The 25,007-nt window shown below is 60.5% G+C and carries 27 protein-coding genes; 15 read left to right on the top strand and 12 right to left on the bottom strand.

Annotated elements, in window-relative coordinates; genetic code table 11:
* The first annotated feature begins 53 nt into the window (after positions 1–53).
* Together BDE40_RS13565 and BDE40_RS13560 are read left to right on the top strand one after the other, a co-directional pair.
* Positions 54–713: a response regulator gene (locus BDE40_RS13565; protein ID WP_134015368.1), complete on the top strand. Its 660-nt coding sequence runs from the start codon at positions 54–56 to the stop codon at positions 711–713.
* Positions 713–2,077 carry a sensor histidine kinase gene (locus BDE40_RS13560; protein ID WP_134015366.1) on the top strand — a complete coding sequence of 455 codons (1,365 nt, stop codon included), beginning with the start codon at positions 713–715 and terminating at the stop codon, positions 2,075–2,077. The genes BDE40_RS13565 and BDE40_RS13560 overlap by 1 nt, the downstream gene beginning before the upstream one ends.
* On the opposite strand, the gene BDE40_RS13555 is transcribed toward BDE40_RS13560, so the two are convergent.
* Positions 2,074–3,498 carry an MORN repeat-containing protein gene (locus BDE40_RS13555; protein WP_246030454.1) on the bottom strand — a complete coding sequence of 475 codons (1,425 nt, stop codon included), beginning with the start codon at positions 3,496–3,498 and terminating at the stop codon, positions 2,074–2,076. The two genes, BDE40_RS13560 and BDE40_RS13555, sit on opposite strands and share 4 nt — an antisense overlap.
* Before the next feature lie 156 nt (positions 3,499–3,654).
* Here BDE40_RS13555 and BDE40_RS13550 point away from each other — a divergent pair, with 156 nt between their 5' ends.
* The 4 genes from BDE40_RS13550 to BDE40_RS13535 are packed head-to-tail and all read left to right on the top strand — an operon-like array spanning position 3,655 to position 7,965.
* Complete coding sequence (locus BDE40_RS13550; RefSeq protein WP_134015361.1) at positions 3,655–5,313, top strand: NAD+ synthase; 1,659 nt, start codon at positions 3,655–3,657, stop codon at positions 5,311–5,313.
* A complete protein-coding gene (locus tag BDE40_RS13545; RefSeq protein ID WP_134015359.1) occupies positions 5,303–6,622 on the top strand; it encodes an SDR family oxidoreductase in 1,320 nt (439 codons plus the stop codon). Before BDE40_RS13550 ends, BDE40_RS13545 begins: the two co-directional genes overlap by 11 nt.
* Positions 6,622–7,098, top strand: a complete 477-nt coding sequence (locus BDE40_RS13540) for a DUF2269 family protein (RefSeq protein ID WP_134015357.1) — start codon at positions 6,622–6,624, stop codon at positions 7,096–7,098. Before BDE40_RS13545 ends, BDE40_RS13540 begins: the two co-directional genes overlap by 1 nt.
* A 57-nt stretch (positions 7,099–7,155) precedes the next feature.
* Positions 7,156–7,965, top strand: a complete 810-nt coding sequence (locus BDE40_RS13535) for a CE1 family esterase (protein WP_134015355.1) — start codon at positions 7,156–7,158, stop codon at positions 7,963–7,965.
* Positions 7,966–7,976: 11 nt separating this feature from the next.
* Here BDE40_RS13535 and BDE40_RS13530 read toward each other — a convergent pair whose 3' ends face one another.
* Together BDE40_RS13530 and BDE40_RS13525 are read right to left on the bottom strand one after the other, a co-directional pair.
* Complete coding sequence (locus BDE40_RS13530) at positions 7,977–9,068, bottom strand: PAS domain-containing protein (protein WP_134015353.1); 1,092 nt, start codon at positions 9,066–9,068, stop codon at positions 7,977–7,979.
* A 121-nt stretch (positions 9,069–9,189) separates the two neighbouring features.
* Positions 9,190–10,104 (bottom strand): MBL fold metallo-hydrolase, encoded by a 915-nt coding sequence (locus tag BDE40_RS13525; RefSeq protein ID WP_134015351.1) that lies wholly within the window; start codon positions 10,102–10,104, stop codon positions 9,190–9,192.
* Positions 10,105–10,251: 147 nt separating this feature from the next.
* Here BDE40_RS13525 and gltX point away from each other — a divergent pair, with 147 nt between their 5' ends.
* Together gltX and BDE40_RS13515 are read left to right on the top strand one after the other, a co-directional pair.
* On the top strand, positions 10,252–11,577 hold the full coding sequence (gltX, locus tag BDE40_RS13520) for a glutamate--tRNA ligase (RefSeq protein ID WP_134015350.1): 1,326 nt from the start codon (positions 10,252–10,254) through the stop codon (positions 11,575–11,577).
* A gap of 135 nt (positions 11,578–11,712) precedes the next feature.
* Entirely contained in the window at positions 11,713–12,462 is a 750-nt protein-coding gene (locus BDE40_RS13515; RefSeq protein WP_134015348.1) for a GNAT family N-acetyltransferase, read from the top strand.
* A gap of 169 nt (positions 12,463–12,631) precedes the next feature.
* Here the strand turns inward: BDE40_RS13515 and BDE40_RS13510 are convergent, their stop codons facing one another.
* On the bottom strand, positions 12,632–13,189 hold the full coding sequence (locus tag BDE40_RS13510) for a TlpA disulfide reductase family protein (protein ID WP_134015346.1): 558 nt from the start codon (positions 13,187–13,189) through the stop codon (positions 12,632–12,634).
* A gap of 25 nt (positions 13,190–13,214) precedes the next feature.
* On the opposite strand from BDE40_RS13510, the gene argH reads away from it, so the two are divergent.
* The 4 genes from argH (at position 13,215) to BDE40_RS13490 (ending at position 16,404) form a co-directional block, all read left to right on the top strand.
* Positions 13,215–14,615: an argininosuccinate lyase gene (gene argH / locus BDE40_RS13505; protein ID WP_134015344.1), complete on the top strand. Its 1,401-nt coding sequence runs from the start codon at positions 13,215–13,217 to the stop codon at positions 14,613–14,615.
* Entirely contained in the window at positions 14,612–14,761 is a 150-nt protein-coding gene (locus BDE40_RS13500; RefSeq protein WP_134015342.1) for an argininosuccinate lyase, read from the top strand. The genes argH and BDE40_RS13500 overlap by 4 nt, the downstream gene beginning before the upstream one ends.
* 124 nt (positions 14,762–14,885) lie before the next feature.
* The gene (greA, locus tag BDE40_RS13495) at positions 14,886–15,356 is read left to right on the top strand and encodes a transcription elongation factor GreA (RefSeq protein WP_073144364.1); all 471 of its coding nucleotides are present in this window, start codon (positions 14,886–14,888) and stop codon (positions 15,354–15,356) included.
* A gap of 25 nt (positions 15,357–15,381) precedes the next feature.
* Positions 15,382–16,404, top strand: a complete 1,023-nt coding sequence (locus tag BDE40_RS13490; RefSeq protein ID WP_134015340.1) for a hypothetical protein — start codon at positions 15,382–15,384, stop codon at positions 16,402–16,404.
* Positions 16,405–16,488: 84 nt separating this feature from the next.
* Here BDE40_RS13490 and BDE40_RS13485 read toward each other — a convergent pair whose 3' ends face one another.
* Genes BDE40_RS13485 through BDE40_RS13465 form a run of 5 tightly spaced genes read right to left on the bottom strand, consistent with a single transcriptional unit; the run spans position 16,489 to position 21,125 of the window.
* The gene (locus BDE40_RS13485) at positions 16,489–17,070 is read right to left on the bottom strand and encodes a GNAT family N-acetyltransferase (RefSeq protein ID WP_134015338.1); all 582 of its coding nucleotides are present in this window, start codon (positions 17,068–17,070) and stop codon (positions 16,489–16,491) included.
* A complete protein-coding gene (locus BDE40_RS13480; RefSeq protein WP_134015336.1) occupies positions 17,070–19,157 on the bottom strand; it encodes a molybdopterin-binding protein in 2,088 nt (695 codons plus the stop codon). Before BDE40_RS13480 ends, BDE40_RS13485 begins: the two co-directional genes overlap by 1 nt.
* Entirely contained in the window at positions 19,154–19,645 is a 492-nt protein-coding gene (mobB, locus tag BDE40_RS13475; RefSeq protein ID WP_134015334.1) for a molybdopterin-guanine dinucleotide biosynthesis protein B, read from the bottom strand. Before mobB ends, BDE40_RS13480 begins: the two co-directional genes overlap by 4 nt.
* Positions 19,642–20,244, bottom strand: a complete 603-nt coding sequence (gene mobA / locus BDE40_RS13470; protein WP_134015332.1) for a molybdenum cofactor guanylyltransferase MobA — start codon at positions 20,242–20,244, stop codon at positions 19,642–19,644. Before mobA ends, mobB begins: the two co-directional genes overlap by 4 nt.
* Entirely contained in the window at positions 20,241–21,125 is an 885-nt protein-coding gene (locus tag BDE40_RS13465; RefSeq protein ID WP_134015330.1) for a formate dehydrogenase accessory sulfurtransferase FdhD, read from the bottom strand. The genes mobA and BDE40_RS13465 overlap by 4 nt, the downstream gene beginning before the upstream one ends.
* A 58-nt stretch (positions 21,126–21,183) precedes the next feature.
* Here BDE40_RS13465 and BDE40_RS13460 point away from each other — a divergent pair, with 58 nt between their 5' ends.
* Positions 21,184–21,882, top strand: coding sequence for an AzlC family ABC transporter permease (locus BDE40_RS13460; protein WP_134015328.1), 699 nt, complete (start codon positions 21,184–21,186; stop codon positions 21,880–21,882).
* The gene (locus tag BDE40_RS13455) at positions 21,879–22,208 is read left to right on the top strand and encodes an AzlD domain-containing protein (protein ID WP_134015326.1); all 330 of its coding nucleotides are present in this window, start codon (positions 21,879–21,881) and stop codon (positions 22,206–22,208) included. Before BDE40_RS13460 ends, BDE40_RS13455 begins: the two co-directional genes overlap by 4 nt.
* Here BDE40_RS13455 and BDE40_RS13450 read toward each other — a convergent pair.
* Together BDE40_RS13450 and BDE40_RS13445 are read right to left on the bottom strand one after the other, a co-directional pair.
* A complete protein-coding gene (locus BDE40_RS13450; RefSeq protein WP_246030453.1) occupies positions 22,205–22,717 on the bottom strand; it encodes an NYN domain-containing protein in 513 nt (170 codons plus the stop codon). The two genes, BDE40_RS13455 and BDE40_RS13450, sit on opposite strands and share 4 nt — an antisense overlap.
* Positions 22,718–22,739: 22 nt before the next feature.
* Positions 22,740–23,201 carry an Lrp/AsnC family transcriptional regulator gene (locus BDE40_RS13445; RefSeq protein ID WP_134015324.1) on the bottom strand — a complete coding sequence of 154 codons (462 nt, stop codon included), beginning with the start codon at positions 23,199–23,201 and terminating at the stop codon, positions 22,740–22,742.
* A gap of 136 nt (positions 23,202–23,337) precedes the next feature.
* On the opposite strand from BDE40_RS13445, the gene ald reads away from it, so the two are divergent.
* Positions 23,338–24,456 carry an alanine dehydrogenase gene (gene ald / locus BDE40_RS13440; protein WP_134015322.1) on the top strand — a complete coding sequence of 373 codons (1,119 nt, stop codon included), beginning with the start codon at positions 23,338–23,340 and terminating at the stop codon, positions 24,454–24,456.
* Between the two features lie 55 nt (positions 24,457–24,511).
* Here ald and mscL read toward each other — a convergent pair whose 3' ends face one another.
* A complete protein-coding gene (mscL, locus tag BDE40_RS13435; protein ID WP_134015320.1) occupies positions 24,512–24,943 on the bottom strand; it encodes a large conductance mechanosensitive channel protein MscL in 432 nt (143 codons plus the stop codon).
* Between the last annotated feature and the right edge of the window lie 64 nt (positions 24,944–25,007).

Genomic DNA, 25,007 nt, shown 5'->3' with positions numbered 1-25,007 from the left:
TTCACCACGCTTCGGCCACAAACGCGCCCAAGTCCGCTGATATCCCCGCATGCATGAGAATATTGCTTGCAGAAGATGACACGACCCTTGCCTCTCAGGTGAAGACCTTGCTAACCGCAGAAGGTCGCGTGGTGGACGTCGCCCAGGACGGCGAGGAAGCTGGCTTCCTCGGCTCGACCGAACCCTATGACATGGTCATCCTCGACCTTGGCCTTCCCATACGGGACGGCATCTCCATTCTGAAAGAGTGGCGCGCGGCGGGACTGGACATGCCGGTTCTGATCCTGACAGCCCGCGATGGTTGGACGGACCGCGTCGATGGCCTCGACGCCGGCGCCGACGACTACATGACCAAGCCATTTCACATGCCAGAGCTTGCCGCCCGCGTGCGCGCAATGCTGCGCCGCAAATCCGGTCGCACCAATCCGCTGTTCGAAAAGGACGGCGTGGCCTTCGATACGCGCAACGCCAAAGTTACATTGGGCGGCATCCCCGTAGACCTGACCTCGCAGGAGGTCGCGGTGCTGTCCTACCTGATTCACAATGCGGGCCGTTTGATTTCGCGGACCGAACTCAGCGAACATATCTACGAATATGACGGTGACCGCGACAGCAACACTATCGCGGTGTTCATCACCCGCCTGCGCAAAAAACTGGGGTCGGACTTCATCCAGACCATCCGCGGGCGCGGCTATATGGTGGACGCAGCCTGATGTTGTCCCTGCGCCGCAGGGCTATGATCGGTGGCGCTCTCTCCGCCATGGCGTCCATTCTTGTGGGCGCCTTTGTGCTTCTCAGCTCCATCGAGAACAACGTGCTCGATCGCTTCGACCGCGCGCTGGCCGACCGCCACTCGCAACTGGTTGTGGCTCTAAATAGCACGGCCAACGACCCCACGCAGCTTGAAGAACGCGTTTACGATCCTGCTTACACCACACCCTATTCCGGCCGCTATTGGCAGATCACATCCCCGGACGGGCAAATATTCACATCGACCTCCATGTTTGACGCCGCGCTGAAAGAGCCGTTCGGCGCTCCTAGCACCTCGACCCGCCGCTCCATTATGGGGCCGGCAGGTGAGCCCATTCGCGCAGTGTATCAAAAGATCACACTGGAGGATGGCAGTGCGTGGGGTGTCAGCGTTGCAGAAAGCCTCGCGGCCCTCACCGCGGAACGGCAACAAACCCGCCGCTCCCTTTTGCTCGCCTTCGTGCTGGTCGGCCTGCTCGGCCTCGCAGGCGCATTCTTGCAGACAACCACGATCCTGCACCCGCTCGACAAGCTGCGTCGAGACGTCGCCAAACGCTGGGAGCAGGACGAGGACCTGACAACCGCCGACTACCCCGAAGAAGTCGCGCCGCTAGTCGACGACATCAACGAGCTGCTGGCGCGCAACCGTGACATCATCGCCCGCGCACGACGTCAGGCCGCTGATTTGGCCCATGCGCTGAAAACGCCCACAGCCATTCTTCGCAACGAATTGGCGCTTCTGGCCGCCCAGAACCACGACATGGAGGCGTCTGTTGAGGCCTTGGATCGGGTGGATGCGCAACTCGGACGCTCTCTGGCCCGCATGCGTGCCGCCAATAGTGGCGCCGCTGCCAATATCCGCACCGATCTATCCAACTCGGTCGCACGTTTCACCCGCCTGTTCACCTCGATGGCCGAGCGTGACGGCAAAACGGTCCGCACGTCCTGCGCTCCGTCCCTCAGTATCCGCATGGACCAACAAGACATCGAAGAGGTTATCGGCAACCTGCTCGATAACGCTCTGAAATGGTGTAAATCGGAGATATCCCTGACAGCCCATAAATGGGACGAGGGCGTTGAAATCCTGATCGAGGATGACGGCCCCGGCATCCCTGAAGGCCAAGAGCGCGAGGCGCTGAAATCCGGTGGTCGCCTGGATAGCTCCAAACCCGGAACCGGCCTTGGTCTCGCCATCGCAATTGATTTGTTGCAGGCCTACGGCGCGGAACTGAATCTGGAAAAATCCGCAAAGCTTGGCGGCCTTGCCGTGCGCATCTTCATCCCCGGAAAAATCCGCACGGTCACACCACAAAAAGCCGCCGCTTAATTATCTGCGGCGGGCACGGTCACGGGAGCATCTATGGCATCGGGCTGTACCAGCAAGCCATCCTTCCAGATCCCACTGGCAATTTCACCCGACGCGTAATTCAAAACACCCCGTCCTTCGCGCTTTCCAGCAGCGAACTCGCCTTCATAAACATCGCCCGTATTGTAGGTGGCAATTCCCGTGCCGTGCATCTGGCCGTCTTGCCATTGCCCCGTGTAGCTGAATTTGTCCGTCGTCGTCAGCGCCCCCATGCCAGAGCGTTTGCCCTCTACAAAGCTGCCTTCGTAAACCATCCCGTTCGGGAATGTTGTTTTCCCTTGGCCGTGCTTCTGGCCCGCAAGCCACTGACCCTCATAAACCTTCCCGTCCGGAAAGGTCATCGTGCCTTGACCTTCGTTGCGGGCGTTGCGGAATTCACCTTCATACCGGACGCCACTCGGGTAGGACGCAACGCCAGCGCCTTCGATCACACCCTTCACCCAGCCACCTTCATATGTGGCGCCGTCTGGATATGTGATTTTGCCCTGACCGTCTGCCAGGTCATCGCGCAACTGACCGACATAGACCGAGCCATCGGGATAGGTCACGGCGCCTTCTCCCTCGACCCGCCCGTCAACCCATTGTCCGGTATAGGCGAACCCGTCCGCGCGTTGTGACGTGCCTTGGCCGTGGCGTTGATCCGCCTTGAATCCGCCTTCGTAGACATCGCCATTGGCGTATTCCATCCGGCCTTGCCCGTCCCGTGCACCAGCCTTCAAAGTGCCAGTGTAGACGTCGCCATTGGCATGACGTCGAACGCCTTCGCCTTCCATCTGGCCGGCAACCCAGCCGCCTTCGTAAGTCAGCCCGTCTGGCATCTCCAGTTTGCCTTGGCCTTGGCGCATTCCTCCCGCCATCTCACCGTCATAGGCAGAGCCGTCAGGATAGGTGATCTTGCCACGTCCGTCCTTCACCCCGGCGGTCCACTGGCCTTCATAGCGGTAGCCGTTGGGGTTCACCATCACGCCAATACCGTGATGTTGCGCATTCAGGAATTCGCCCTCGTAGCGAACCCCGTTTGCATAAATGGCAATGCCACGACCAGTAATTTTGCTGTCGACCCAGTCGCCTTCGTAAGTGCCGCCATCCGCGAAGATAATCTTGCCAAAGCCGTTCGGCTTTCCGTCCTTGAACTGCCCTTCATAAAGCGAGCCGTCGGGGAATCGCGCGGTGCCTTGGCCACTGATCTCTCCATTTACCCAATTGCCGGAATACTCGTACCCGTTCGGCAAGGTAAAAATCCCCTGCCCGTGGCGTTTGCCCTCTTTGAAGGCTCCGGTATAGACGCCCCCGTCTTCATATTGCTTGGTCCCCGTATCCTGCGCAGCGGCAGGAAACGCGGCAAGGCCGAGGCAAATCAACGAAACGACACTCAAACGCATATAGCCACACTCCAACGGACGATTTCGGCAGAGCCTAGTGGAGCGGTATCGCCCTGACAAGCAAGGCAGCCACGACATCACCTCCTTTTGGCGCGACCTCTTTCCCTCCGGCGCGGGTCTGCTAAATGTTGGCGCGTTGATCGAAGGACAGATGACATGAGCGACACGTTCCGCCTTACACTTGCGCAACTGAACCCCACCGTCGGGGATTTTGCGGGCAATGCCGCCAAAGCCCGCGACGCATGGCAGCAAGGCAAGAATGCAGGTGCGCGCATGGTCGCCCTGCCGGAGATGTTTATCACCGGTTATCAGGTGCAGGATCTGGTGCTCAAACCCGCCTTCACCGAAGGGGCAATGGCAACCGTCGATCAACTGGCCTTGGAATGTGCGGACGGCCCCGCCATCGGCATTGGCCACCCGATCTTCATCGACGGCGCGCTCTACAACGCGTATTCCATCCTTGAGAACGGCAAGGTCAAAGCCCGCACCCTCAAGCACGAATTGCCCAACACCCACGTGTTCGACGAACAACGCCTCTACTCCGAAGGCCCGCTTGGCGGCCCCTACTCCATCGACCCGCTGCGCATCGGCACGCCGATCTGCGAGGACGCATGGCACGAAGAGGTCTCCGAAACCCTCACCGAATCCGGTGCCGAAATCCTGCTAGTGCCAAACGGTTCGCCGTATTTCAGGGGCAAGCACGACATCCGCCTCAGTCACATGGTGGCCCGTGTGGTCGAAAACGATCTGCCGCTGGTTTATCTCAACATGGTTGGCGGCCAGGACGATCAGGTCTTCGACGGCGGCTCTTTCGTCCTGAACCGTGGCGGCAAACTGGCGCTGCAAATGCCCGCCTTCGACGAGGCGATCGCCCATGTCGACTTCATCCGCGAAGATCATGGCTGGACTGCCATCGAGGGCGAGAAAACCGCGCTGCCCGACGACTATGAGCAAGATTACCGCGTTATGGTCGAAGCCCTGCGCGACTACATGCGCAAGACCGGTTTCAAGAAAGTTCTGCTTGGCATGTCCGGCGGCATCGACAGCGGCTTGGTCGCGACAATCGCCGCCGACGCACTTGGCCCTGAAAATGTGCGCTGCGTGATGCTGCCCTCTGAATACACGTCGGAGCACTCTCTTGAAGACGCCTCCGAGGCCGCCCGCCTGCTCGGCACCCGCATCGACACAGTCCCCATCTCTGGCCCACGCGCCGCCGTGACCGAGGCCCTCGCGCCGCTGTTCGAAGGCACCAAAGAAGACCTAACCGAAGAGAATATCCAAAGCCGCCTGCGCGGCGTGCTGCTGATGGCGCTGTCCAATAAATTCGGGGAAATGCTGCTCACCACCGGCAACAAATCCGAGGTCGCGGTGGGCTATGCCACGATCTACGGCGACATGGCGGGCGGATACAACCCGATCAAGGATCTCTACAAAATGCGGGTGTTCGAGACCTGCCGCTGGCGTAACGCCAACCACCGCCCTTGGATGATGGGGCCGGAAGGCACCGTGATTCCCCAGCGGATCATCGACAAACCTCCTTCAGCCGAACTGCGCCCCGACCAAAAGGACGAGGACAGCCTGCCCCCTTACGAAGTACTCGACGATATTCTTGAGCGGCTGGTCGATAAAGATCAGTCCGTGGCCGAGGTCGTCGCGGCAGGGCATTCGCGCGAGGTGGTCAAAAAAATCGAGCACCTGATTTACATCAGCGAATACAAGCGCTTCCAGTCCGCCCCCGGCGCGCGACTGACCGAAAGCGCATTCTGGCTCGACCGTCGCTATCCAATCGTCAATCGCTGGCGCGATGACAGCTGAGCCCACCACCAAGCAAAACGTCCTTGTCCTCGGGGCTTACGGTCTCATCGGGTCTGCCATCGCGCGGCACCTCGACTCTGCGGGGCACTCTGTCAGCGGACTTGGCCGCACGCGCGCCACGGCGCTCAAGGTTCTGCCAAACATTTCTTGGATCATTGAAGACACTAGAAATCTGACCACCCAGCAGGCTTGGGCAAGCATCTTGTCAGACGTCTCGATCGTGGTGAATTGCACAGGTGCGCTGCAAAACGGGCCGCAGGACGACCTTGAGGCCGTGCATCACCATGCCGTCACGGCTCTCGCCACCGACTGCACCAAGCGGGACGTGCAACTGATCCAGATATCAGCCGTTGGTGCAGAGTTGGACGCGCCCTCCAGTTTCATGGCATCGAAAGCCCGCGGTGACGCCGCCATCAAGGCCTCTGGCTGCCGCTCTCAAATCTTTCGCCCCGGCCTCGTGCTGTCCGAAACTGCCTATGGGGGCACAGCGATGCTTCGAATGCTTGCGGCGGTCCCGTTGGTGCAGCCCCTCGCCTTCGCTGAAACACAAATCCAGACGGTGTCCACCGCAGACATCGCCGCCGCGGTCCTAGCCGCCGTGAAGGGCGACGTCCCCGACGGCTTCGAAGGCGATCTGGTCGAGCCAGAACCACACACACTTGCAGAAGTCGTCCACCAACTCCGCCACTGGCTCGGCTTTTCCGATGCGGCGTCGCAGTTTCACCCGCCGCGCGTGGTCATCAAAACTGCGACGGCAATCGCAGACGGCCTCTCCCTGCTCGGCTGGCGCTCCCCGCTACGCAGCAACGCCGTCAGCGTTCTGGAAGGCGGCATTACGGGTGATCCCGCCCCGTGGCGCGCTCTAAATCTGACGCCCGTCGCGCCCCTGACGGAAACGCTTGGCACCATGACAGCGCGCGCCGAGGACCGCCTCGCCGCGCGCATTTCGCTTGTCACGCCGGTGCTGGTCGCGACATTGGCGCTGTTCTGGCTTGTGTCCGGTGTTGTCGGCCTGTTTCAAGCGAACAACGCAGCCCGAGTTCTACAGGATGTCGGCTGGCCCTACCTGATGGCCGTGACCAGCGTGGTTTTCTGGGCCTTCGTCGATATAGCCCTCGGTGCCGCAATCATGATCCGTCGACACGCAGCCAAAGCCTGTTGGGCAATGATCGCCGTCAGTGCAATTTACCTCGTGGCATCAACTGTAATTACGCCGCATCTCTGGGCCGACCCGTTGGGGCCTCTTGTCAAAATCTTCCCTGCCATGGCGCTCGCGTTGGTCACCCGTATCTCACTAGAGTCCCGCTGATGGACTGGCTCGACCTTGTGCGCTTCTTCCATGTGATGGGCGCTTGTGTCCTGATCGGGACTGGCGCGGGGATCGCGTTCTTCATGGTCATGGCGCACCGCTCAGGCGATGCAGCCAGTATCGCGCAAACCGCCGCAACCGTTGTGATCGCCGATACGCTTTTCACCGCCACCGCCGCAATCCTTCAGCCAGTCAGCGGCACAGCGCTTGCATGGGGTTTGGGATGGTCGCTTTTGGAGGGGTGGATCGCAGCCTCAATCGCGCTCTATGTGCTGATCGGAATGTTGTGGCTCCCCGTAGTCTATATCCAAATCCAGTTGCGCGACGAGGCGAGGCTGTCTGCCCGCAATGACGCCCCGCTCAGCCAGCGCTATTTCAGGCTTTACCGGATCTGGTTCGCCTGCGGCATTCCAGCATTCACCGCAATCACGGTACTGTTGTGGCTGATGTTAATTCGGCCAGACCTCTCGTTCTAAGCCCATAGCACAGCCTTGTGATTTGTCTGAACGCCCGCGATTTGGCACCACCTTCATATGAAATTATTAGCAACCCTCGCCACCGCCATGACGACATTTGCCGCGCCTGCCTTGGCCTGCGGGCCGGATACCGATTGCAAACTCGCCGACCGGACCTACCGCATCGCAATGCCAAGCGGCCATAACGGCAAAACGCCCGTCGGCGCCATCGTGTTTTCCCATGGCTATAAAGGGTCTGCTGCCGGACTTATGCGAAACCGAAATTTGCGCCGCGCCGTCTCCGATATGGGGTTGGCCTTCATCGCGCTGAAATCCAAGGAAGACGATTGGGTCCTGCCGAACTCGCCGCGTCATATGGACAGCGACGGGGCCGAGGAATTCGCTTACGTCGACGCGGTCATCGCCGACGCCACCAAGCGCCACCCGATTGACACGCAGCGCATGGTCGCGGCCGGATTTTCAGCTGGTGGCATGATGACATGGAACCTTGCGTGTGCCCGATCTGATCTGTTTGCCGGCTTCGTTCCAATCTCCGGCACCTTCTGGCAAGCGCCGCCCAAAACCTGCACGGGACCGGTGGCGAACATCATCCATATTCATGGAGACAGTGATCCAACCGTACCGTTGAACGGGAGGCGCATTCTGAATACGCGTCAAGGAAAGGTCGCCGACGCCATGGATATGTACAGTGCCTATGGTGGCTTTCAGCCTATCCAACCCAGCAAAACCAAACGGCTGTCCTGCAAGAACAGTCGCAACCAAGACGACGATCTACTGAGCTTTTGCCTGTTTGAGGGTGGCCACAGCTTCCGCAGTGAATATTTGCGCTTCGCGTGGGAGGCCTTTGCGAAAGCAGGGCGCTTGTGAAGAACCGCGCCCTAGCTCGCTCGCGCATCGGGCTGCGCTGCCTGCATCTCGTGCATATGACCCGGAAGGGTCACGCAAACCGTTGCCCCCTCATTCAGGCAGGACGTTGTCGTCATGGCACCTCCGCGCTCTTTCACCAGCGCCGCCGCCATCGCAATGTCACCCACGCATTCGACCCCGCTTTGCTCAAACGCGCTGTCATCGGAAATTGTGAAGGCCAACGTGTCTTTGCCAGATGCTTCGACAGCCACGTCGATCACACTCACAGCGCGCAAGGTCGCCTGTTCCAGAAGGCAGCGCAGGACAACTTGTGTCACAGCCCAATCGCCAAGCACCGGATGGCTGGGCAGGCTCATCGAAATTCGGCCTTCCGGATCAACTAGGGCCGCAATGTCCCGGCACATATGCGCCAGATCAATCTCCACGAACTCCACAGGGCTTTCTCGCAGATGACTGGTGCTGTGAAGCACTTCGTCCAGTTCCGCGATTGCCTCCACAACGACCGTCTGGATCGAGTCCAAGTGCTGTGACTTGCCATCACCCAGATCCAAAAAGCCCTCTCGCACCATATCAAGATGCGCCAGCACCGACCGCAACGGTGACTTGGAATCAAGCATCGAATTGGTGGCAAAGGCCCTGACCTTTTCAGCGGCGGCTTTCTGGGCACTCAGTTGCTGGGTCAGTTCGATCTCCTGCAAGGTAGACTCCGTAACATCCAGCGCGACACCCAGTATCTGCGTAACAGGCCCGTCTTTCCCTGCGCCGAAAATCGGCGACAGGGTCGTGCGCCACCAACGCGATCCAGATGCTAACTCCAGAATTTCCTCGTAGGATTCGACCCCGCGTTTTGCGCGGCATCTCTCGTAATTGGCAACGACGGTATCAGCCTGCCTTTGTGGCAACACGTCGTGTGGCGCTTTGCCGACCAGGGCCGCGGCATCGATGCCAGTCTCCCGTTCATGCTGACCGCTCACATGGCTAAAGCGAAACTGCCCCTGCCCCGCCGCGTCCACGCTGACGTCCAACAGGAAGGACGGCAAGCCGAGCATCTCCATGACGTGCTTGATCTGTGGCGATCCGATCCATCGTAATTTACTTGGCATTTTTCCCTCACTCGCTTCCCCTCAGAGGTACGAGCAGTTGGGTTTACAGACCAATAACGCCGTCGCAGAAGGCCGAAGCGAATCCAGATCAATTGAAATGGATTTGCTTCAATTGCAAGGGCTAGAGCATCATCTGATAGCTCATCGGCACATACTCGAACCCGTCGCCTTTCGTGGCAACATAGCCCATCGCAGGAAACGGCATGTGGTAGCCCACCATCGCCACACGATCAGCCGCCAGCATGCCCAGAACCTTGCGGCGGGACTCGGCGGCTTGCGCTTTGTCCATGTCGAACCGGACCTCCCAATCGGGTTTGGCGAGTGACCAGACAGGGTGGTTCGCCAGATCGGCAATCAGCATCAGCTGCGCCCCGTTACTTTCGATCATGTAGCCCATGTGACCCGGCGTGTGACCGGCAGCCAGAACCGAGGTGATCCCCGATGCGACCGAGGCACCGTCCTCGATCATCGTCATCTTCTCGGACAGCGGCGCTACCTTGGATTTGAACCCGTCATTGTCGGCCTTGGACCAGTGGTTATGCTCCACCGCCCCTGCGATGTAGGAGGCGTTTTTGAAGGTCTCGCCATCCTCATCCATCAAGCCACCAATGTGGTCGCCATGCATGTGGGTGATCACCACCTTGTCCACCTGATCGGCGGTGTATCCGGCGGCCTCGACCGCTGCGGTGATGCCCTTGGCGTTCAGACCGGTGTCGAACAGGATCAGCTCGGAGCCGGTGTTGATCAGCGTCGGCGTAAAGAAGAACTGCACTTTGTTAGCTGGCAAAAACGCCTCTTCCGACACTTTGGCAAACTCTTCCGGGCTGACATTCATGCCGAAGATGCTCTGCGGCTCGTCGCGGGTGGCGGTTCCTGCCAGCAAGGTCGTCACTTCGAATTCGCCCAGCTCCACGCGTCGGGACTTGGCGATATCCATGCCTTTCATCTCGGCCTTGGCGGCGGCAGCATGGGGCAATGCAGCGGCCAGCGGCAGGCTGGCCCCAAGGGACAATGCGGCGCGTCGGGTCAGTTTCATGGTAGGAACTCCTCTGTTGGATGGCATTGGCGCAATCAAATAGTGCTTTGAGGCCTGACGCCAATCAATAGGCGGTGAACACGCGCAGATATGGACAAATGCGGGCCGTTGTGGTTCACGAACGGCAACCCGAAAAGGACCAGTTCAATGACCGTCACTCGCTTCGCCCCATCGCCTACAGGCTACATTCACGTTGGCAACCTGCGCACTGCGCTGTTCAACTACCTGATCGCACGCAAAGCAGGCGGGAAGTTCATCCTGCGCCTTGATGACACAGACCCTGTACGCTCGACGCAGGAATACGCGGATGCGATCAAGGTCGATCTGGAATGGCTCGGCATCGAATGGGACCGCGTGGAGACGCAATCCTCCCGCCTTGACCGCTACATGGCCGCCGCCGACACCCTGCGGGAAAACGGTCGTTTCTACGAGGCGTTCGAAACCCCGACCGAGCTGGACCTAAAGCGCAAGAAGCAACTGAACATGGGTAACCCGCCTGTCTATGACCGCGCCGCGCTGACCCTGTCCGACGACGAGAAAACCGCCCTGCGCGCCGAACGTGGCGATGGCGTCTGGCGTTTCAAACTGGACCATGAGCGTATCGAATGGGCGGACGGCATCGTCGGCGATATCTCCATCGACGCGGCTTCGGTGTCTGATCCCGTGCTGATCCGTGGCGACGGGCAGGTGCTCTACACGCTGGCCTCCGTGGTGGACGACACCGAAATGGGCGTAACCCATGTGGTGCGCGGCTCTGACCACGTGACCAACACGGCCACCCAAATCCAGATCATCGAAGCACTCGGCGGCAATGTCCCCAGCTTCGCGCACCATTCTCTGCTGACTGGTCCACAGGGCGAGGCTTTGTCCAAACGCCTCGGCACCCTGTCCCTGCGCGACTTGCGCGCTGCAGGTGTGGAGCCGATGGCGTTGTTGTCGCTTATGGCGCGCCTTGGTTCCTCCGATCCGATCGAGCTGCGCACCTCAATGGACGAGCTGGTCGAGGGCTTCGACCTGAATAACTTTGGCGCGGCCCCCACCAAGTTCGACGTGCAGGACCTCTACCCGCTGACCGCCCGCTATTTGCATGGTCAAAGCGTGGGCGAGGTCAAAGCCGATCTGGACGCCCTGTCCATTCCGGCAGACCAGCAGGAGGCATTCTGGAACGTTGCCCGCGAAAACATCACCACCCGAAAGGACATCGCGGGCTGGTGGGATCTATGCGTCAACGGCGCTGATCCGGTGATCGACGACGAGGACAAGGATTTCGTGGTAGACGCCTTGGCCATGCTCCCCGACGCGCCCTTCACCGACACCAGCTGGTCCGAATGGACGGCTGCGGTGAAAGAGGCCACCGGTCGCAAAGGTCGCGGGCTGTTCATGCCACTGCGCAAGGCGCTGACGGGTATGGACCACGGCCCCGACATGGGGTCGCTGATGCCGTTGTTGCAAAAGATCAAAGCGAAGGGCTAAGCGGCCCTTCGCGCCCCCGACCGGGCATTTGGTCCTAAGTCGGTCAACGTCAGATAGGCGGACTTTGCGGGCTTTCGCTGCAATTGCGCGAACGTCAGGTGTTACTGTGATGCGCAGTCGATTACAAAGGCAAGCATGTCAGGATTTACTCGTTCACCCAAACCGTCACCGCGGCTGCGGCAGCAATACCTCAAGTCTCTCGAAGAACCCCAAGAGTTCTTCTTAGAAGAATTGGTTAGCTTGGGGAATGTTTGGACGAATGAAGATGGGTCGTATGGAGTCATAAGCGGAAAAAGCTTGGTCGAATTCTTTAGCCCTGATCCAAAAAACTCAACGAAGCTGCTATGTGGTCTCCACGAGAGACACGGTTTCTCAACAGCGCTGGTCAAGTCTTATGATCACAACTTTATGGGATCATGTCAGAAGCTAGGGTGGAAGGGTTCTGTGGGCGGGCTTCTTTTCAGAAAACGAGAGAACCGCATTTACACTGCATTCAAGAACGCTGAGATTAGCGCCGCAATGCAAAGCGATGTGAAACCACTTTGGGAGATCAATGATGGCTTCTTTGAAAGCCAAGATGAGATCGCGGCTCTCGCCAACACAGGCAAGCTCTGGACAGTTAGAGTAGACGCAGAGATCGTCGGTTGTGGGGTGTCCAACCGCTTCTTTGAAGATAGCGATGCGGTAGATATCGGAATGATGGTTGGCCAATGCTTTCGTCGCAGAGGATTGGGAACCCACATTGTTAGCGAAATCGCCAATCGAATTGAGAAAGCGGGATTGCGTCCAATTTGCGGATGTGGGGTCAGCAACGCGGCGTCGAAGGCCACCCTTGAAAAAGCTGGTTTTGTTTCAGAGCATCAACTGATTTCATTCGCTGTCTGACGCCTGCGCCATCTGCAGCTGACGTTCGTGCTTTGCGCAGCAAATGGAATTTTGGGCTCACGGCAGCCCATGCCCGCGCGGGTCGCGAGTGGTATTTCTATCACCCGCGAACGTTGGTCATTTGCGAACGTATCGGCAAAGCCGATCCATCCTAAACCTTTCGCAGCGCCTAACTCCCACTCATCCAGCCGCGCAGCATCGCTTGTGCAGTGGGGCTGTCCCATTCCGCATCGCCGTTGAAGCGGGCAACCTCAAGGCCATCCGGCCCGATCAGCACGGTCAGCGGCAGGCTTCCGCCGCCGATCGCACGCAACAGGGCCATTTTCGGGTCAAACAGCTTCGGCAGATGCGTAATTTTCTTTTCCGTGAAGAACTTGTCCACCGCAGCGCGCGAATTCCGGCCCGTGGTGATGGTCACCACCTCGAACTTGGCGCTTCCCAAAGCGGCGTCCAGACGCTCCAGCGACGGCATTTCCTTGACGCAAGGCGCGCACCACAAGGCCCAAAAGTTCAGCAACACATACTTGCCGCGATAGTCGGACAGCTTAACAGCCTTACCGCTCGCATCTGTCACAGCCGTTGTCGGCACCGCACGCGGCTCCCCGTGCAGCTGCAAAGCCGCCAAATCACCTTCGGCAAGGGTGAACAGCGCATCCGTGCCAGCGACCACAGGGTTTGCACCCGCCGCAAGGCCCGCGTATAGCACCAAGAGCTTCAAAAACCGCATTTCATTACTCCAAAGAGCCAGTCCCATGACCGACCAGAAAAAAGACGCATCCAACGCCATGTGGGGCGGGCGCTTCGCCGCCGGTCCAGACGCCATAATGGAAGCAATCAACGCTTCCATCGGGTTCGACCAACGGTTCGCCCGTCAGGATATCGAGGGCTCCCGCGCCCACGCCGCCATGCTTGGCGCCAAAGGCATTATTACGGGTAACGATGCCGAGGCAATCAGGGAAGGCCTCCTCACGGTCTTGTCAGAGATCGAGACAGGAAAGTTCCAGTTTTCCGCCGCCTTGGAAGACATCCACATGAACGTGGAAGCCCGCCTGCGAGACCTTATCGGCGACGCCGCGGGTCGGTTGCACACCGGACGGTCCCGCAATGACCAGGTTGCACTGGATTTCCGCCTTTGGGTGCGTGACCAAGTGGACGCCGCCATCGTCAGCATACAGGCGTTGCAAAAGGCGCTTTTGGCACAGGCGGAAGCCGGAGCGGACTGGGTCATGCCCGGCTTCACCCACCTGCAAACCGCGCAACCTGTAACATGGGGCCACCACATGCTGGCCTATGTCGAGATGTTGGGCCGCGACGTATCCCGTTTCACCGATGCCCGCGCCCGTATGAACGAATCGCCCCTCGGCACGGCTGCGCTTGCTGGCACGTCTTTCCCCATCGACCGCCACATGACGGCGGAAGCCTTGGGCTTCGATCGCCCCGCTGCCAATTCGCTGGATGCGGTCGCCGACCGCGATTTCGTGCTCGATTTCCTTGGCGCGGCGTCCATCTGCGCCATGCACCTGTCCCGCCTGTCCGAGGAGCTGGTGATCTGGTCCTCCGCCCAATTCCGCTTCGTGACGCTGAGCGACCGTTTCTCCACCGGCTCGTCGATTATGCCGCAAAAGAAAAACCCGGACGCCGCAGAGCTGATCCGCGCCAAGATCGGCCGCATCTACGGGGCCAACACCGCGCTGATGATCGTGATGAAGGGGCTGCCGCTGACCTATTCCAAGGACATGCAGGAAGACAAGGAAATGACCTTCGACGCCGCTGACAGCTTGATGCTGGCCTTGGCCGCGATGACCGGCATGGTCGCCGATATGACCGCCAACACGCCGGAACTGGAAAAAGCCGCCGCGTCAGGCTTCTCCACCGCGACCGATCTGGCCGACTGGCTGGTCCGCGCCCTTGATATGCCGTTCCGCGACGCCCACCATGTAACAGGCGCGCTGGTAAAGCTGGCCGAGGACAAGGGCTGCGACCTGCCCGACCTCAGCCTTGCCGACATGACTGGCGTGCATGCTAAGATCACACGCGACGTCTTCGACGTGCTCGGGGTTCACAATTCGGTCGCCAGCCGCACCAGCTATGGCGGAACTGCGCCCGACAATGTCCGCGCGCAGGTCACACTCTGGAAGGAGAAACTGTCATGAAATACGCAATAGCACTGGTCTTAACCGCCATGCTGGCCGCTTGCGGCATCGACGGCGAACCCAGCACACCGGAACCGGAAGCCGCCACCAAGACGGGCATCACAATCACCGGCCGCGCCGAAGTTGGCGTGGGCAAAAAGTGGTAGTCTTCGGCTAAAGCAGCCAAAATAGGCGATCCCCCGCCGCACCTACCGCTTGCAAATGGACAGCGGCACGGGTGAAGTGAATAAAGGGCGCGGGCAACGCGCCACGCAAACGGTAAGTGAGACAATGGAAAAAATCCCAATGACCCCAAAGGGGTTCAAGGCGCTCGACGGAGAGTTGAAAAACCTCAAAGTGGTGGAACGCCCGGCAATCATTCAAGCCATCGCTGAAGCCCGCGAGCATGGCGACCTGTCGGAAAACGCTGAATATCATTCGGCCAAGGAAAAGCAGTCCTTCATCGAAGGCCGCATCAAGGAACTCGAGGGCATGATCGGCCTGGCACAGGTCATTGATCCCGCCAAGCTGTCGGGCCCGATCAAGTTCGGCGCCACCGTCAAGCTGGTGGACGAAGACACCGAGGAAGAGAAAACCTACCAGATCGTGGGCGAGCAGGAGGCCGACATCCATAACGGCCTGCTCAACATCGCATCGCCACTGGCCCGCGCCCTGATCGGCAAGGACGAAGGTGACAGCGTCGAGGTGAAAACCCCTGGCGGCACCAAAGACTACGAGATTCTGGAAATCAAATACGCCTGACAACGGCGGCAGAGACACAAGAACCATGTCAGACCGAGAGCCCGAAATTATCACCGACAAACACCTGGAACTGGGGGTCTACGCACGCCCGGACCGCGGGTTGGCGGCGGCGGATATCATCGCCATTGCCCTGTCGGCGGTTTGGCTGCTCGCGGTTCTGATCTATTTCTTCGTTCTGTCCCCCGCCGAAGAAACAACCCGCGGCAGCTTCATTGTTGCCATGCTGGCGATCTTCCTGCCCATCGCGCTGATCTGGATCGGGGCCACGGTGGTCAAAACCGCCCGCGTCATGCGCGAAGAAGCCTCGCGCCTGCAATCAGCCATCGACGCGATGCGTCAGGCCTACGTCTCTCAGGCACAAACTTCCGGCATGGGCATCAAACCGGCGGTGGAGCGGAAACTCGACGAAATCGCCTCGGCCACCAAGCAAACCCAGAACGCCATGGCCACCTTCGCCACCTCGCGCCAGTCTGTTGTGTCCCAAACGCCGATGCAGCCCGCGCTGGTGAAGCCGGGTGTGTCTGCCGACAGCCAGCCGGCATTGGCCCTCGGGACCCCGTCGGAATCGATGAACCCGCCGCTCTCGGTCGATGATTTCATCGGTGCGCTGGACTTCCCCGAGGACGAAAACGATATGGAGGGCTTCCGCCAGTTGCGCCGTGCGTTGGCCGATCACGAAAGCTCCAAACTGGTACGCGCATCGCAGGATGTGCTGACCCTGCTCAGCCAGGACGGCATCTATATGGATGACCTGACCCCCGACCGCTCCCGCCCCGAACTATGGCGACAGTTTGCCAAGGGCGAGCGCGGCGCAGCGGTCGCAGGGATCGGCGGCGTGCATGACCGCTCCTCGCTGGCGCTGGCCTCGGGCCGGATGCGCTCCGACGCAGTGTTCCGCGACGCGGTCCACCACTTCCTGCGCCAGTTCGACAAGACCTTCGCCCGCTTCGCCGAAGGGGCCAGCGATCAGGATATCACCAAACTGGCCGACACCCGCACCGCACGCTGCTTCATGCTGCTCGGTCGCGTCACCGGCACGTTCGATTAACCCGCCGTTAAGGTTAACGCGCCCCGCTCTTAGTTTCATCTTGGCCGCAAATATTCCCCCCGGAGGGTCGCCTCGCGCCGGGTCCTACCGCGCGATTTCCCGCACCATCGTCGTCGCCTTGCGGAACCCGAACACGCGGTGCAACGGCCACGCGTCAACCTCGCCCGAGGCCACAAATCCCTGCCGTTCATACAGCGCCCGCGCCCGCGGGTTGGTGTCGATGACATCCAGCCGGACATCATGGCATCCAGCATCGCGCGCCTGTTCGATGATCGCATCCAGCAAGGCCGTTCCGACGCCTTTGCCACGCGCCGCCACATCCACGAAAATCCCGTCCATCAGCAATTGCCCATCCGCAAGGTCTCGCTCCAGCTGATCCAGCAGCACCCCGCGCCACAGCCCACCAAACGCCCCGTAAACGGGCGTCAGGTCCGACAACTGACCACCGACAAGTCCCCCTTCAGCGGTCTTGAACCCTGCTACACCCAGCAGCCGCTCTCCCTCGACCGCACAGAATGCGAAATCCGGTTGCAAAACGGGCGCGATAAACCGCAGCGCTTTCTCCTCCGGCCCCAACACCCGACCCAGCTTGCCCGAGAACGCACCCCAAAACAGCCGCGCGACATGGTCGCGCTGCGTCTCGTCAAAGCCGCGCACGATCCGCATCACAACCCGAAGCTGCCATACGGCAGGTAGCGGACCAGATCGCCGCGGGCGATATCCATCGCGCCGTCCGGCAGCTCGACCATCCCGTCCGACCAGCTCAGACCCGAGATGCGGCCGGAGCCTTCCGAGGCAAACACCTCCACCCCGTCCGGCCCCATACGGGCGCGCAAATACTCGCGCCGTCCCGGCTTTTTGCGCTTCTCGAACGCCGCCGGAACCATGAACCCTTGCGGTTCAGCGAACGCGGCCCCTGCCAGTTTCAGACAGGCAGGCCGCGCAAAGATCAGCGCGCAAACGAACGCTGCGACCGGATTGCCCGGCAGGCCAAACACCGGAACACCCTGCCACAAAGCCAGCGCCAAAGGCCGCCCCGGCTTCAATGCGATCCGCCATGCCTGCAAATTCCCCTGTTCGCTCAATAGTGCGGAGACGTGGTCCTCGTCCCCCGCCGACGCCCCGCCGGAGGTTAGGATCACGTCACACTGCCCCACCGCTGTATCCAGCCGCGTCTTCAGGGCCGCGCGGTCGTCGCGCACATGTCCCAAATCCACCGCCTCGAAGTTCCACGCCTCGGCGAGCTGCAACAGCATCGGGCGGTTGGCATCATAGGTCCGGTCGGGCGGGGCTTCTTGCGAAGGATCAACCAATTCGTCCCCCGTGGACAAAACCCCGACGCGCAGGCGTTTGAACACGGGCAAAGCGTCAACGCCAAGCGCCGCCAGCAGACCCGCATCCTGCGCGCGCAGCATATGCCCTTTGGCGAACACGTCGCCCCCCGCGACCACATCCTCACCCGCCTTACGGGTATTGGCACGCGGCTTTACAGGGCCGCGAAACGCCAAATGCGTATCGGTCACGCTGCAATCTTCCTCCAACACCACCGTGTCCACTCCGTCAGGCAGCACCGCGCCGGTCAGCACTCGGATGGCCGATCCATGAGGGACTGTGCCACCATAGGCACCGCCCGCAGCAGCGCGACCGGCGAGCAAGGGCAACACCTGATCACCTTCACCCGTCGCGTCATGCGCGAAGCCGTAGCCATCCACCGCCGAGTTGGGCGCAGGCGGGTTCGACCGCCGTGCCGTTACGGGCTCCGCCACGACGCGCCCGACCACTTGCGTATGCGACACTTGCTCGATCCCGACAACGCAGCGCAGCGCAGCATCCAGACGCCCCAACGCCTCGTCAACCGGCGTCCAATCCACTCCCGCAGGCAGGGCAAAGCAGTCGTCGCGCAATTTCGGGGGTCTCGGCAAGTCTGTCGGTTTCATCGCGGCCTCCAATATGTCCTCGGCTCCCACGCCCAATATCCAGCCTTCCGCGCCAGAGCCTTCACCCTTAGCAAGAGCCTGTTCCAAGCTGCCTTGCCCGTCCATCACGGCCATGGCACGGGCCACCGCCCGCACCTGTGCGGCATCCTTGATCACACCGTCCGGAAAAGTCGGTGCCAGAAGTGACGGCCAGATTTCCACAAAAGCGACCGCACTATCCAAAGCCTCGAACGGCCAGACCTTCGCACCATACTTGCGGCGCAATCGCGCCAGTACCGGCAGGCCCATCATCACCTGAGAACCGACCGATCCCGCTCCGGCCATTTGCCAGCAGGTAAAGCTTCCCTTGGCGCGCGTCTCTACGTGACGTTTTTCGGGGAAGTCTGCGTTGGTCCGGTCAAGCCCCTTGCGCGGCAAATGATCAATCTCGCGTTTCAGCCCATTGAACCAAAATGGCCCGACGCCTGAAACCCCGGCATTGATCTCTCCGGCGATATCAAACCGGTTGTTCACCTTGGGCGCATCCTCGATGCGCGCTTCGAACCAGTCCCAGAGCGCCAAGGCGTCCTCGTGGCCCGTCAGATGTTCGGCAAAACCCGCCGGATAGCCGAACGGGAAGTCGAACCCGACGCAGACCTGCCGGCCAGCCTCGGCCTCCAGCCGCGCGGCGAGCCAGTCTTCGGCCACCTGCCGGTTGCGCAAATAAACGGGTTCTTCCCCTGCCGCACAGGCCCAGATTGCATCCTTTTTGGGCTTGGCCCCACGGTCATTGCCGCCCGACCAATCGACGGCGATATATGTGTCGAACAGGCTCACAAGCCGACGCGGGCCAGTATGAAATCCGCAACCGCGGTGGTGTCATCCAGATGCATCAGCGGAACCGAGACCTCCGGCGAGCTGTCCGAGGCCACCGCCACGATGGTTTCGTCTTGGGGTGCAATCAGTGGCTGACCCGTTGCGGCGCGGTGGGCTTCGATCTTGTCATGCCCTTCGCGTTTATAACCCTCGACCAGCACCAGATCGACAGGGTCCAGTTTGTCCAAAAGCGTTTCCAGCGAAGGCTCCTCCGCGTCGCGCAATTCCGCCATCAAGGCCCAGCGGTTACGCGAGGCCAGGATCACTTGCGACGCCCCCGCTTCGCGATGGCGATAGCTGTCCTTGCCCGCGTGATCGACGTCAAAGGAATGATGCGCATGCTTAAGCGTCGAGACCGTAAACCCGCGCCCCGTGATCTCCGAGACTAGCCTCTCCATCAATCCCGTCTTGCCGGAATTCTTCCAGCCGGTGACGCCAAAAACCTTCATAGGAACCCTTCCGCCCGCGCCATGTCATCGGGCGTGTTAACATTGAAAAACGGATCGAACGGCGTGGAGGGAAACTCGGCCATGGCCGTGCCATGCTTGTCGGTCCAAGCCACCACTTTGCGCACGCCATCTGCCAGCGCCGCGCGCAGGTCGTCGCGCAAATCAACCGGCCACAGCCCGAAGGTCGGATGCCGCGCCAAGCCGCGCTCTGGGTCCGGCGTGGCTGCCAATGCGATTGGCGCTCTCTCGGCTGCCAGCATCAAGCGCGGCACCAGATCGCAGGGAAAAAATGGCGTGTCTGCGGCGGCGGTCACAATATGGCTATGCCCCTGCGCTGCCGCCCAATCCATGCCTGCCAGCACCCCCGCCAAGGGGCCGGGAAACTCGGAAATGCTGTCGGCAATGACGGGCAAACCGAAAGGTTCAAACCGCGTAACATCGCCATTGGCGTTCAACGCAACTTCCGCTACCTGAGGCTCCAGACGCGCGATCACCCGCGCCAACAACGTCTCGCCACCCAGCGTCAGCATACCCTTGTCGCCGCCGCCCATGCGCCGCGACTGGCCACCTGCCAGAATGACCCCTGCTGGTTGCTTCATGCTGCCCCCTTCCGACCCGATTTCTTCGGCTCGTCAGACACTTTCGACAGGTCCGCATCCCAGACCAGACGCTCCGCGCCGGACAGGCACACAAACCTCTGCCCGCGCATCCGGCCAATCAAGGTCAGCCCCACCTGTTGCGCAATCTCCACGCCCCACGCGGTGAAGCCGGACCGTGACACCAGCACCGGAATGCCCATCAGCGCCGTCTTGATCACCATCTCCGAGGTCAGCCGCCCAGTGGTATAGAGCACCTTGTCGGCAGCCGTAGCCGCGTTCAGCGCCATCCAGCCGGACACCTTGTCGACGGCGTTATGTCGCCCCACGTCTTCCATATAGACCAACGGGCGATCGCCTTGGCACAGCACGGTGCCATGGATCGCGCCTGCGGTCAGGTAGAGCGACGGGACCGTGTTGATGGCTTTAGCCAAAGCATAAAGGTCTGATGTCCGCACTCGCGTTGCAGGCAAACTCAGCCCCTCCAGCCCTTCCATCATGTCACCAAATACCGTCCCCACGGCACAGCCCGAGGTGCGGGTTTTCTTCGCCAGCTTCTCCTCGTGGTCTGTCACGACGGCGGTGCGCACCACGACGGTGGCAATCTCGTCATCGTAGTCGATGCCGGTGACTTCATCCTCCGGACCAATCATCCCCTGATTGCGCAAGAACCCCAGCGCCAGATATTCAGGGTAGTCGCCAATGGTCATGGCGGTGACGATCTCGCGGGAATTCAGGTAAATCGTCAAAGGCCGTTCCTCAACCACACGGATCTCGGTCTCGCGACCCTCGTGGTCCGTCCCGGTCACAGCACGGGTCAGCCCCGGACGGTCGGGATCTGGGGCCAGAAGCCAGCCGTGATCTGATGTATCAGCATTTGCCATTTGAACCCGCTCCCAAGGCGCACTAGCACTGTTCAGACCGTAACCTTAAAGGCAGAGCATGTCCCCTTCCACCACCAAATCCGCTCTCTGGCGCGGGGTTTACTCCAGCCTGCCCTTCATCATCGTGGTGGTCCCTTTTGCCATGCTCTTTGGCGTGGCGGCGACCGAAGCCGGACTGCCCATTGAACAGGTCATGGGCTTTACGGTGCTCGTCGTCGCGGGCGCGTCGCAATTCACCGCGCTGCAATTCATGATCGAAAACGCACCGGTGTTGGTGATCCTCGCCTCGGCGCTGGCGGTGAATCTGCGCATGGCGATGTATTCGGCCGCGATCACGCCCTATCTGGGTGACCAGCCGTTATGGAAGCGGGCGCTGCTCAGCTACGTTCTGGTGGACCAGACCTACAACCTCGCGATTCTGGAGTTTGAGGAAAACCCCAACCAGACCACCGCCCAGCGCACCGCGTTTTTCGTCGGATGCTCCCTGCCGCTGATCCCGCTGTGGATCGGCTTCACTTGGGTGGGGGCAGCCTTGGGCGGGCAAATCCCGCCGGAATACGGGCTGGACTTCGCCCTGCCCATCGCCTTCCTCGCCATGGTTGCGCCCGCCTTGCGGACGGTGGCGCATATCGCTGCTGCGGTCACCTCCGTGGTGCTGGCGCTGGCGCTTGGGTTCATCCCGCTGAACCTTGGCCTGCTGGCCGCAGCCATAATCGCCATGATGGTTGGCGCGGAAGTAGAAAGGCGCATGGCATGACCTATTCAGACACCACGATTTGGTGGATCATCGCCATCCTTGGCGTGGGCACCTTCCTGATCCGCTTCTCGTTCATCGGCCTCATCGGGTCGCGCCCGATGCCGCCTTGGGTACTGCGCCACCTTCGCTACACGTCGGTGGCGATCCTGCCCGGGCTTGTGGCCCCGTTGGTTGCCTTTCCTGCGGCGACAGGTGGCTCGCCCGATCCCGCCCGCCTGTTGGCGGCGGCTGTCACGGTGGGGATAGGGTATTGGACCAAAGGCGTAGTACGCGCAATGCTTGGCGGGGCAATCACCCTATTTGCGGTCCAGTACATGCTTGGCTAACGCTTTTTGCGGCGCCGGTGTTTTTGCGCGCGCTGCCGTGATCCGTCAAAGTCGAGCCACAGCTTGCCTTTGTGATACCCGCCATGGATCAGATGCCCGCGGTTGCGCACTTCGGGGAAATCCTTCGCCCAGTCACGAAAGAGATCATTGGTGACAATCCGAGCATCCAATTGGCGTGCAGCCTTCAACAGGAACGGATCAGCCGGAACGCCCTTTCCCACGACAATCACCTGATTTTCTGGCATTCCGAGCATCTGCGCAAAGTTATGATCATGTTGGTACCGTTCGGACACGAGGTAACCGGCATTCGCATCAAACATCACGTTGGGCGTGTATCCTCGCTCGACAAGAAGGCAAACTGCATCCTGAACGGTCTCAATTCTGGGTGTGTGATCATCCCAAAACATCACGTTCGAACCATCAATGAGAATGTGGTTTTCCGGTGCTCGGGGTGTTCGCTTTAAAACCCAAACGACAACCGCCCAGAACAACACCGCGACTCCAATCATGAAATACAACATCACACGGTTCTCACACAGGCAAAGCTGTCGTCTTGAACACCGTGCGCAGGGCAAAACTCGATTGCATCTGCGCCACCCCCGGCAGTCGCGCCAGCGCGCGGCGGTGGATAGCGGCGAAGCCTTCGGTGTCTTCGGCCACGACCTTCAGCAGATAGTCCGCCGTGCCTGCCATCAGGTGGCATTCCAGAACTTCGGGGATCAGGGCCACCTCCCGCTCGAACGCGTCCAGCACCTCGTCGGTCTGACCGCGCAGGGTGATCTCCACAAACACCGTCGTAGGCCGCCCCACTTTGCGCGGGTCCAACATCGCCACATAGTCGCGAATGATGCCCTCTTTCTCCAGCCGTTGCACACGGCGGTGACAGGCCGAGGCCGACAAGTTCACCTTTTCCGAAAGGTCGGCATTCGACATGCGCCCGGACTTTTGCAACACGCGCAGGATTCGCGCATCCGTGTCGTCGAATAGCGTCATAACGAAGATTCCTCTCAAGAATTGGCCTGAAATCGCATGAAACGTGCTCAGCTTAGGTTCCACAAGAGATAAATTGCGAAAATTTGCATCCGGTGCGGCGCTATCGTCATGACAAGGCTTAGAGGAGGAAACAGCCATGATTATCGGATGCCCGAAGGAAATCAAACCACAAGAGTTCCGCGTCGGAGTGACGCCAAATGCTGCACGGGAAGCCGTGGCCCATGGCCACACAGTGCTGATCGAAACCGGCGCAGGTCTTGGCGCGGGTTTTGACGACGCCGCCTATATCGACGCAGGTGCGCAGATCGAGGCGACGGCGAAAGACCTCTTTGCCAAGGCCGACATGATCGTGAAGGTGAAAGAGCCACAGGCCCCAGAGCGCAAAATGCTGCGTGAGGGTCAGTTGCTGTTTACCTACCTGCACCTTGCTCCGGACCCCGAGCAGACCAAGGACCTGTTGGCCTCCGGCGCGACCTGTATTGCCTATGAGACCGTGACCGACGCGAAAGGCGGCTTGCCTTTGCTTGCGCCTATGTCGGAGGTCGCGGGCCGTCTTGCACCGCAAGCGGGTGCGTGGGCTTTGCAAAAAGCCAACGGTGGGAGCGGCGTGTTGATGGGCGGCGTCCCCGGCGTGCGGCCTGCCAACGTGGCCATCATCGGCGGTGGGGTCGTCGGCACGGCGGCCGCGCGCGTTGCGGTGGGGATGGGGGCCAACGTCACTGTGCTGGACCGCTCGGTCCCGCGCCTGTCCTATCTGGATGATGTCTTTATGGGCCGCCTGACCACGCAATACTCGGACAAGGGCGCGATGGAGGAGTTGCTGCCACGTATGGACATGGTCGTCGGTGCCGTACTCGTCCCCGGTGCCGCCGCGCCCAAGCTTGTCACCCGCGAACAACTGTCACTCATGCAACCCGGCTCGGTGCTTGTTGATGTGGCCATCGACCAAGGCGGCTGCTTCGAGACCTCGAAGGCAACCACCCACCAAGACCCGATCTACGAGGTCGACGGCATCGTGCACTACTGCGTCGCCAACATGCCCGGCGCGGTGGCGCGGACCTCGACCATCGCCCTTGGCAACGCCACCATGCCGTTCATGCTTGCATTGGCGGGTAAGGGCTGGAAGCAAGCCTGCAAGGACGACGCCAACCTGCTGAACGGCCTGAACGTCCATGCGGGCCAGCTGACCTATGCCGCCGTGGGCGAGGCGCTTGGGATCGATGCGATCACACCGCAGCAAGCGCTCGACGTCTGAACGCAAAAAGGCCCGCCACATCCGGCGGGCCTTTTCAATTCAAACGTGGCGAAGCCTATTTCTTCGCGAGGCTGTTGCGGATTTCCAGCAATACGTCCAGCTCCGACGGACCGGAGTCAACTTCTGGTGCCACTTCTTCCGGTTTTTCTGCCGCCGCTTTCACCTTGTTGACGTAGCGCACCAGCATGAACACCACGAACGCGATGATCAGGAAGTTGATGATCGCCATGATGAACGATCCGATGGCGAAGACCGCCGCACCGGATTCACGCGCGGCTTCCAAAGATGCGCCCTCAGGAACTTCGCCGGACAGCACCCAGTACATGTTGGAGAAGTCGATGCCCCCGATAACCAGCCCGATGATCGGGTTGATCAGGTCTGCCACAAGCGAGCTTACGATTGCGGTGAAGGCTGCGCCGATGATGATACCAACGGCCATGTCCATGACATTGCCCTTGGCGATAAAATCCTTAAATTCGTTAAGCATAGTTTCATTCGTCCCTTGTTCGTTTTGTGTGCGCCTGCTTTGTGTGTGCGCATCTGTGAACGTG

This window comes from Litoreibacter halocynthiae (genome assembly GCF_004365635.1).
GTDB classification, from domain to species: Bacteria; Pseudomonadota; Alphaproteobacteria; order Rhodobacterales; family Rhodobacteraceae; genus Litoreibacter; species Litoreibacter halocynthiae.
Note: the sequence above shows the minus strand (reverse complement) of the source record. Positions and strands in the feature narration are given on the sequence as shown.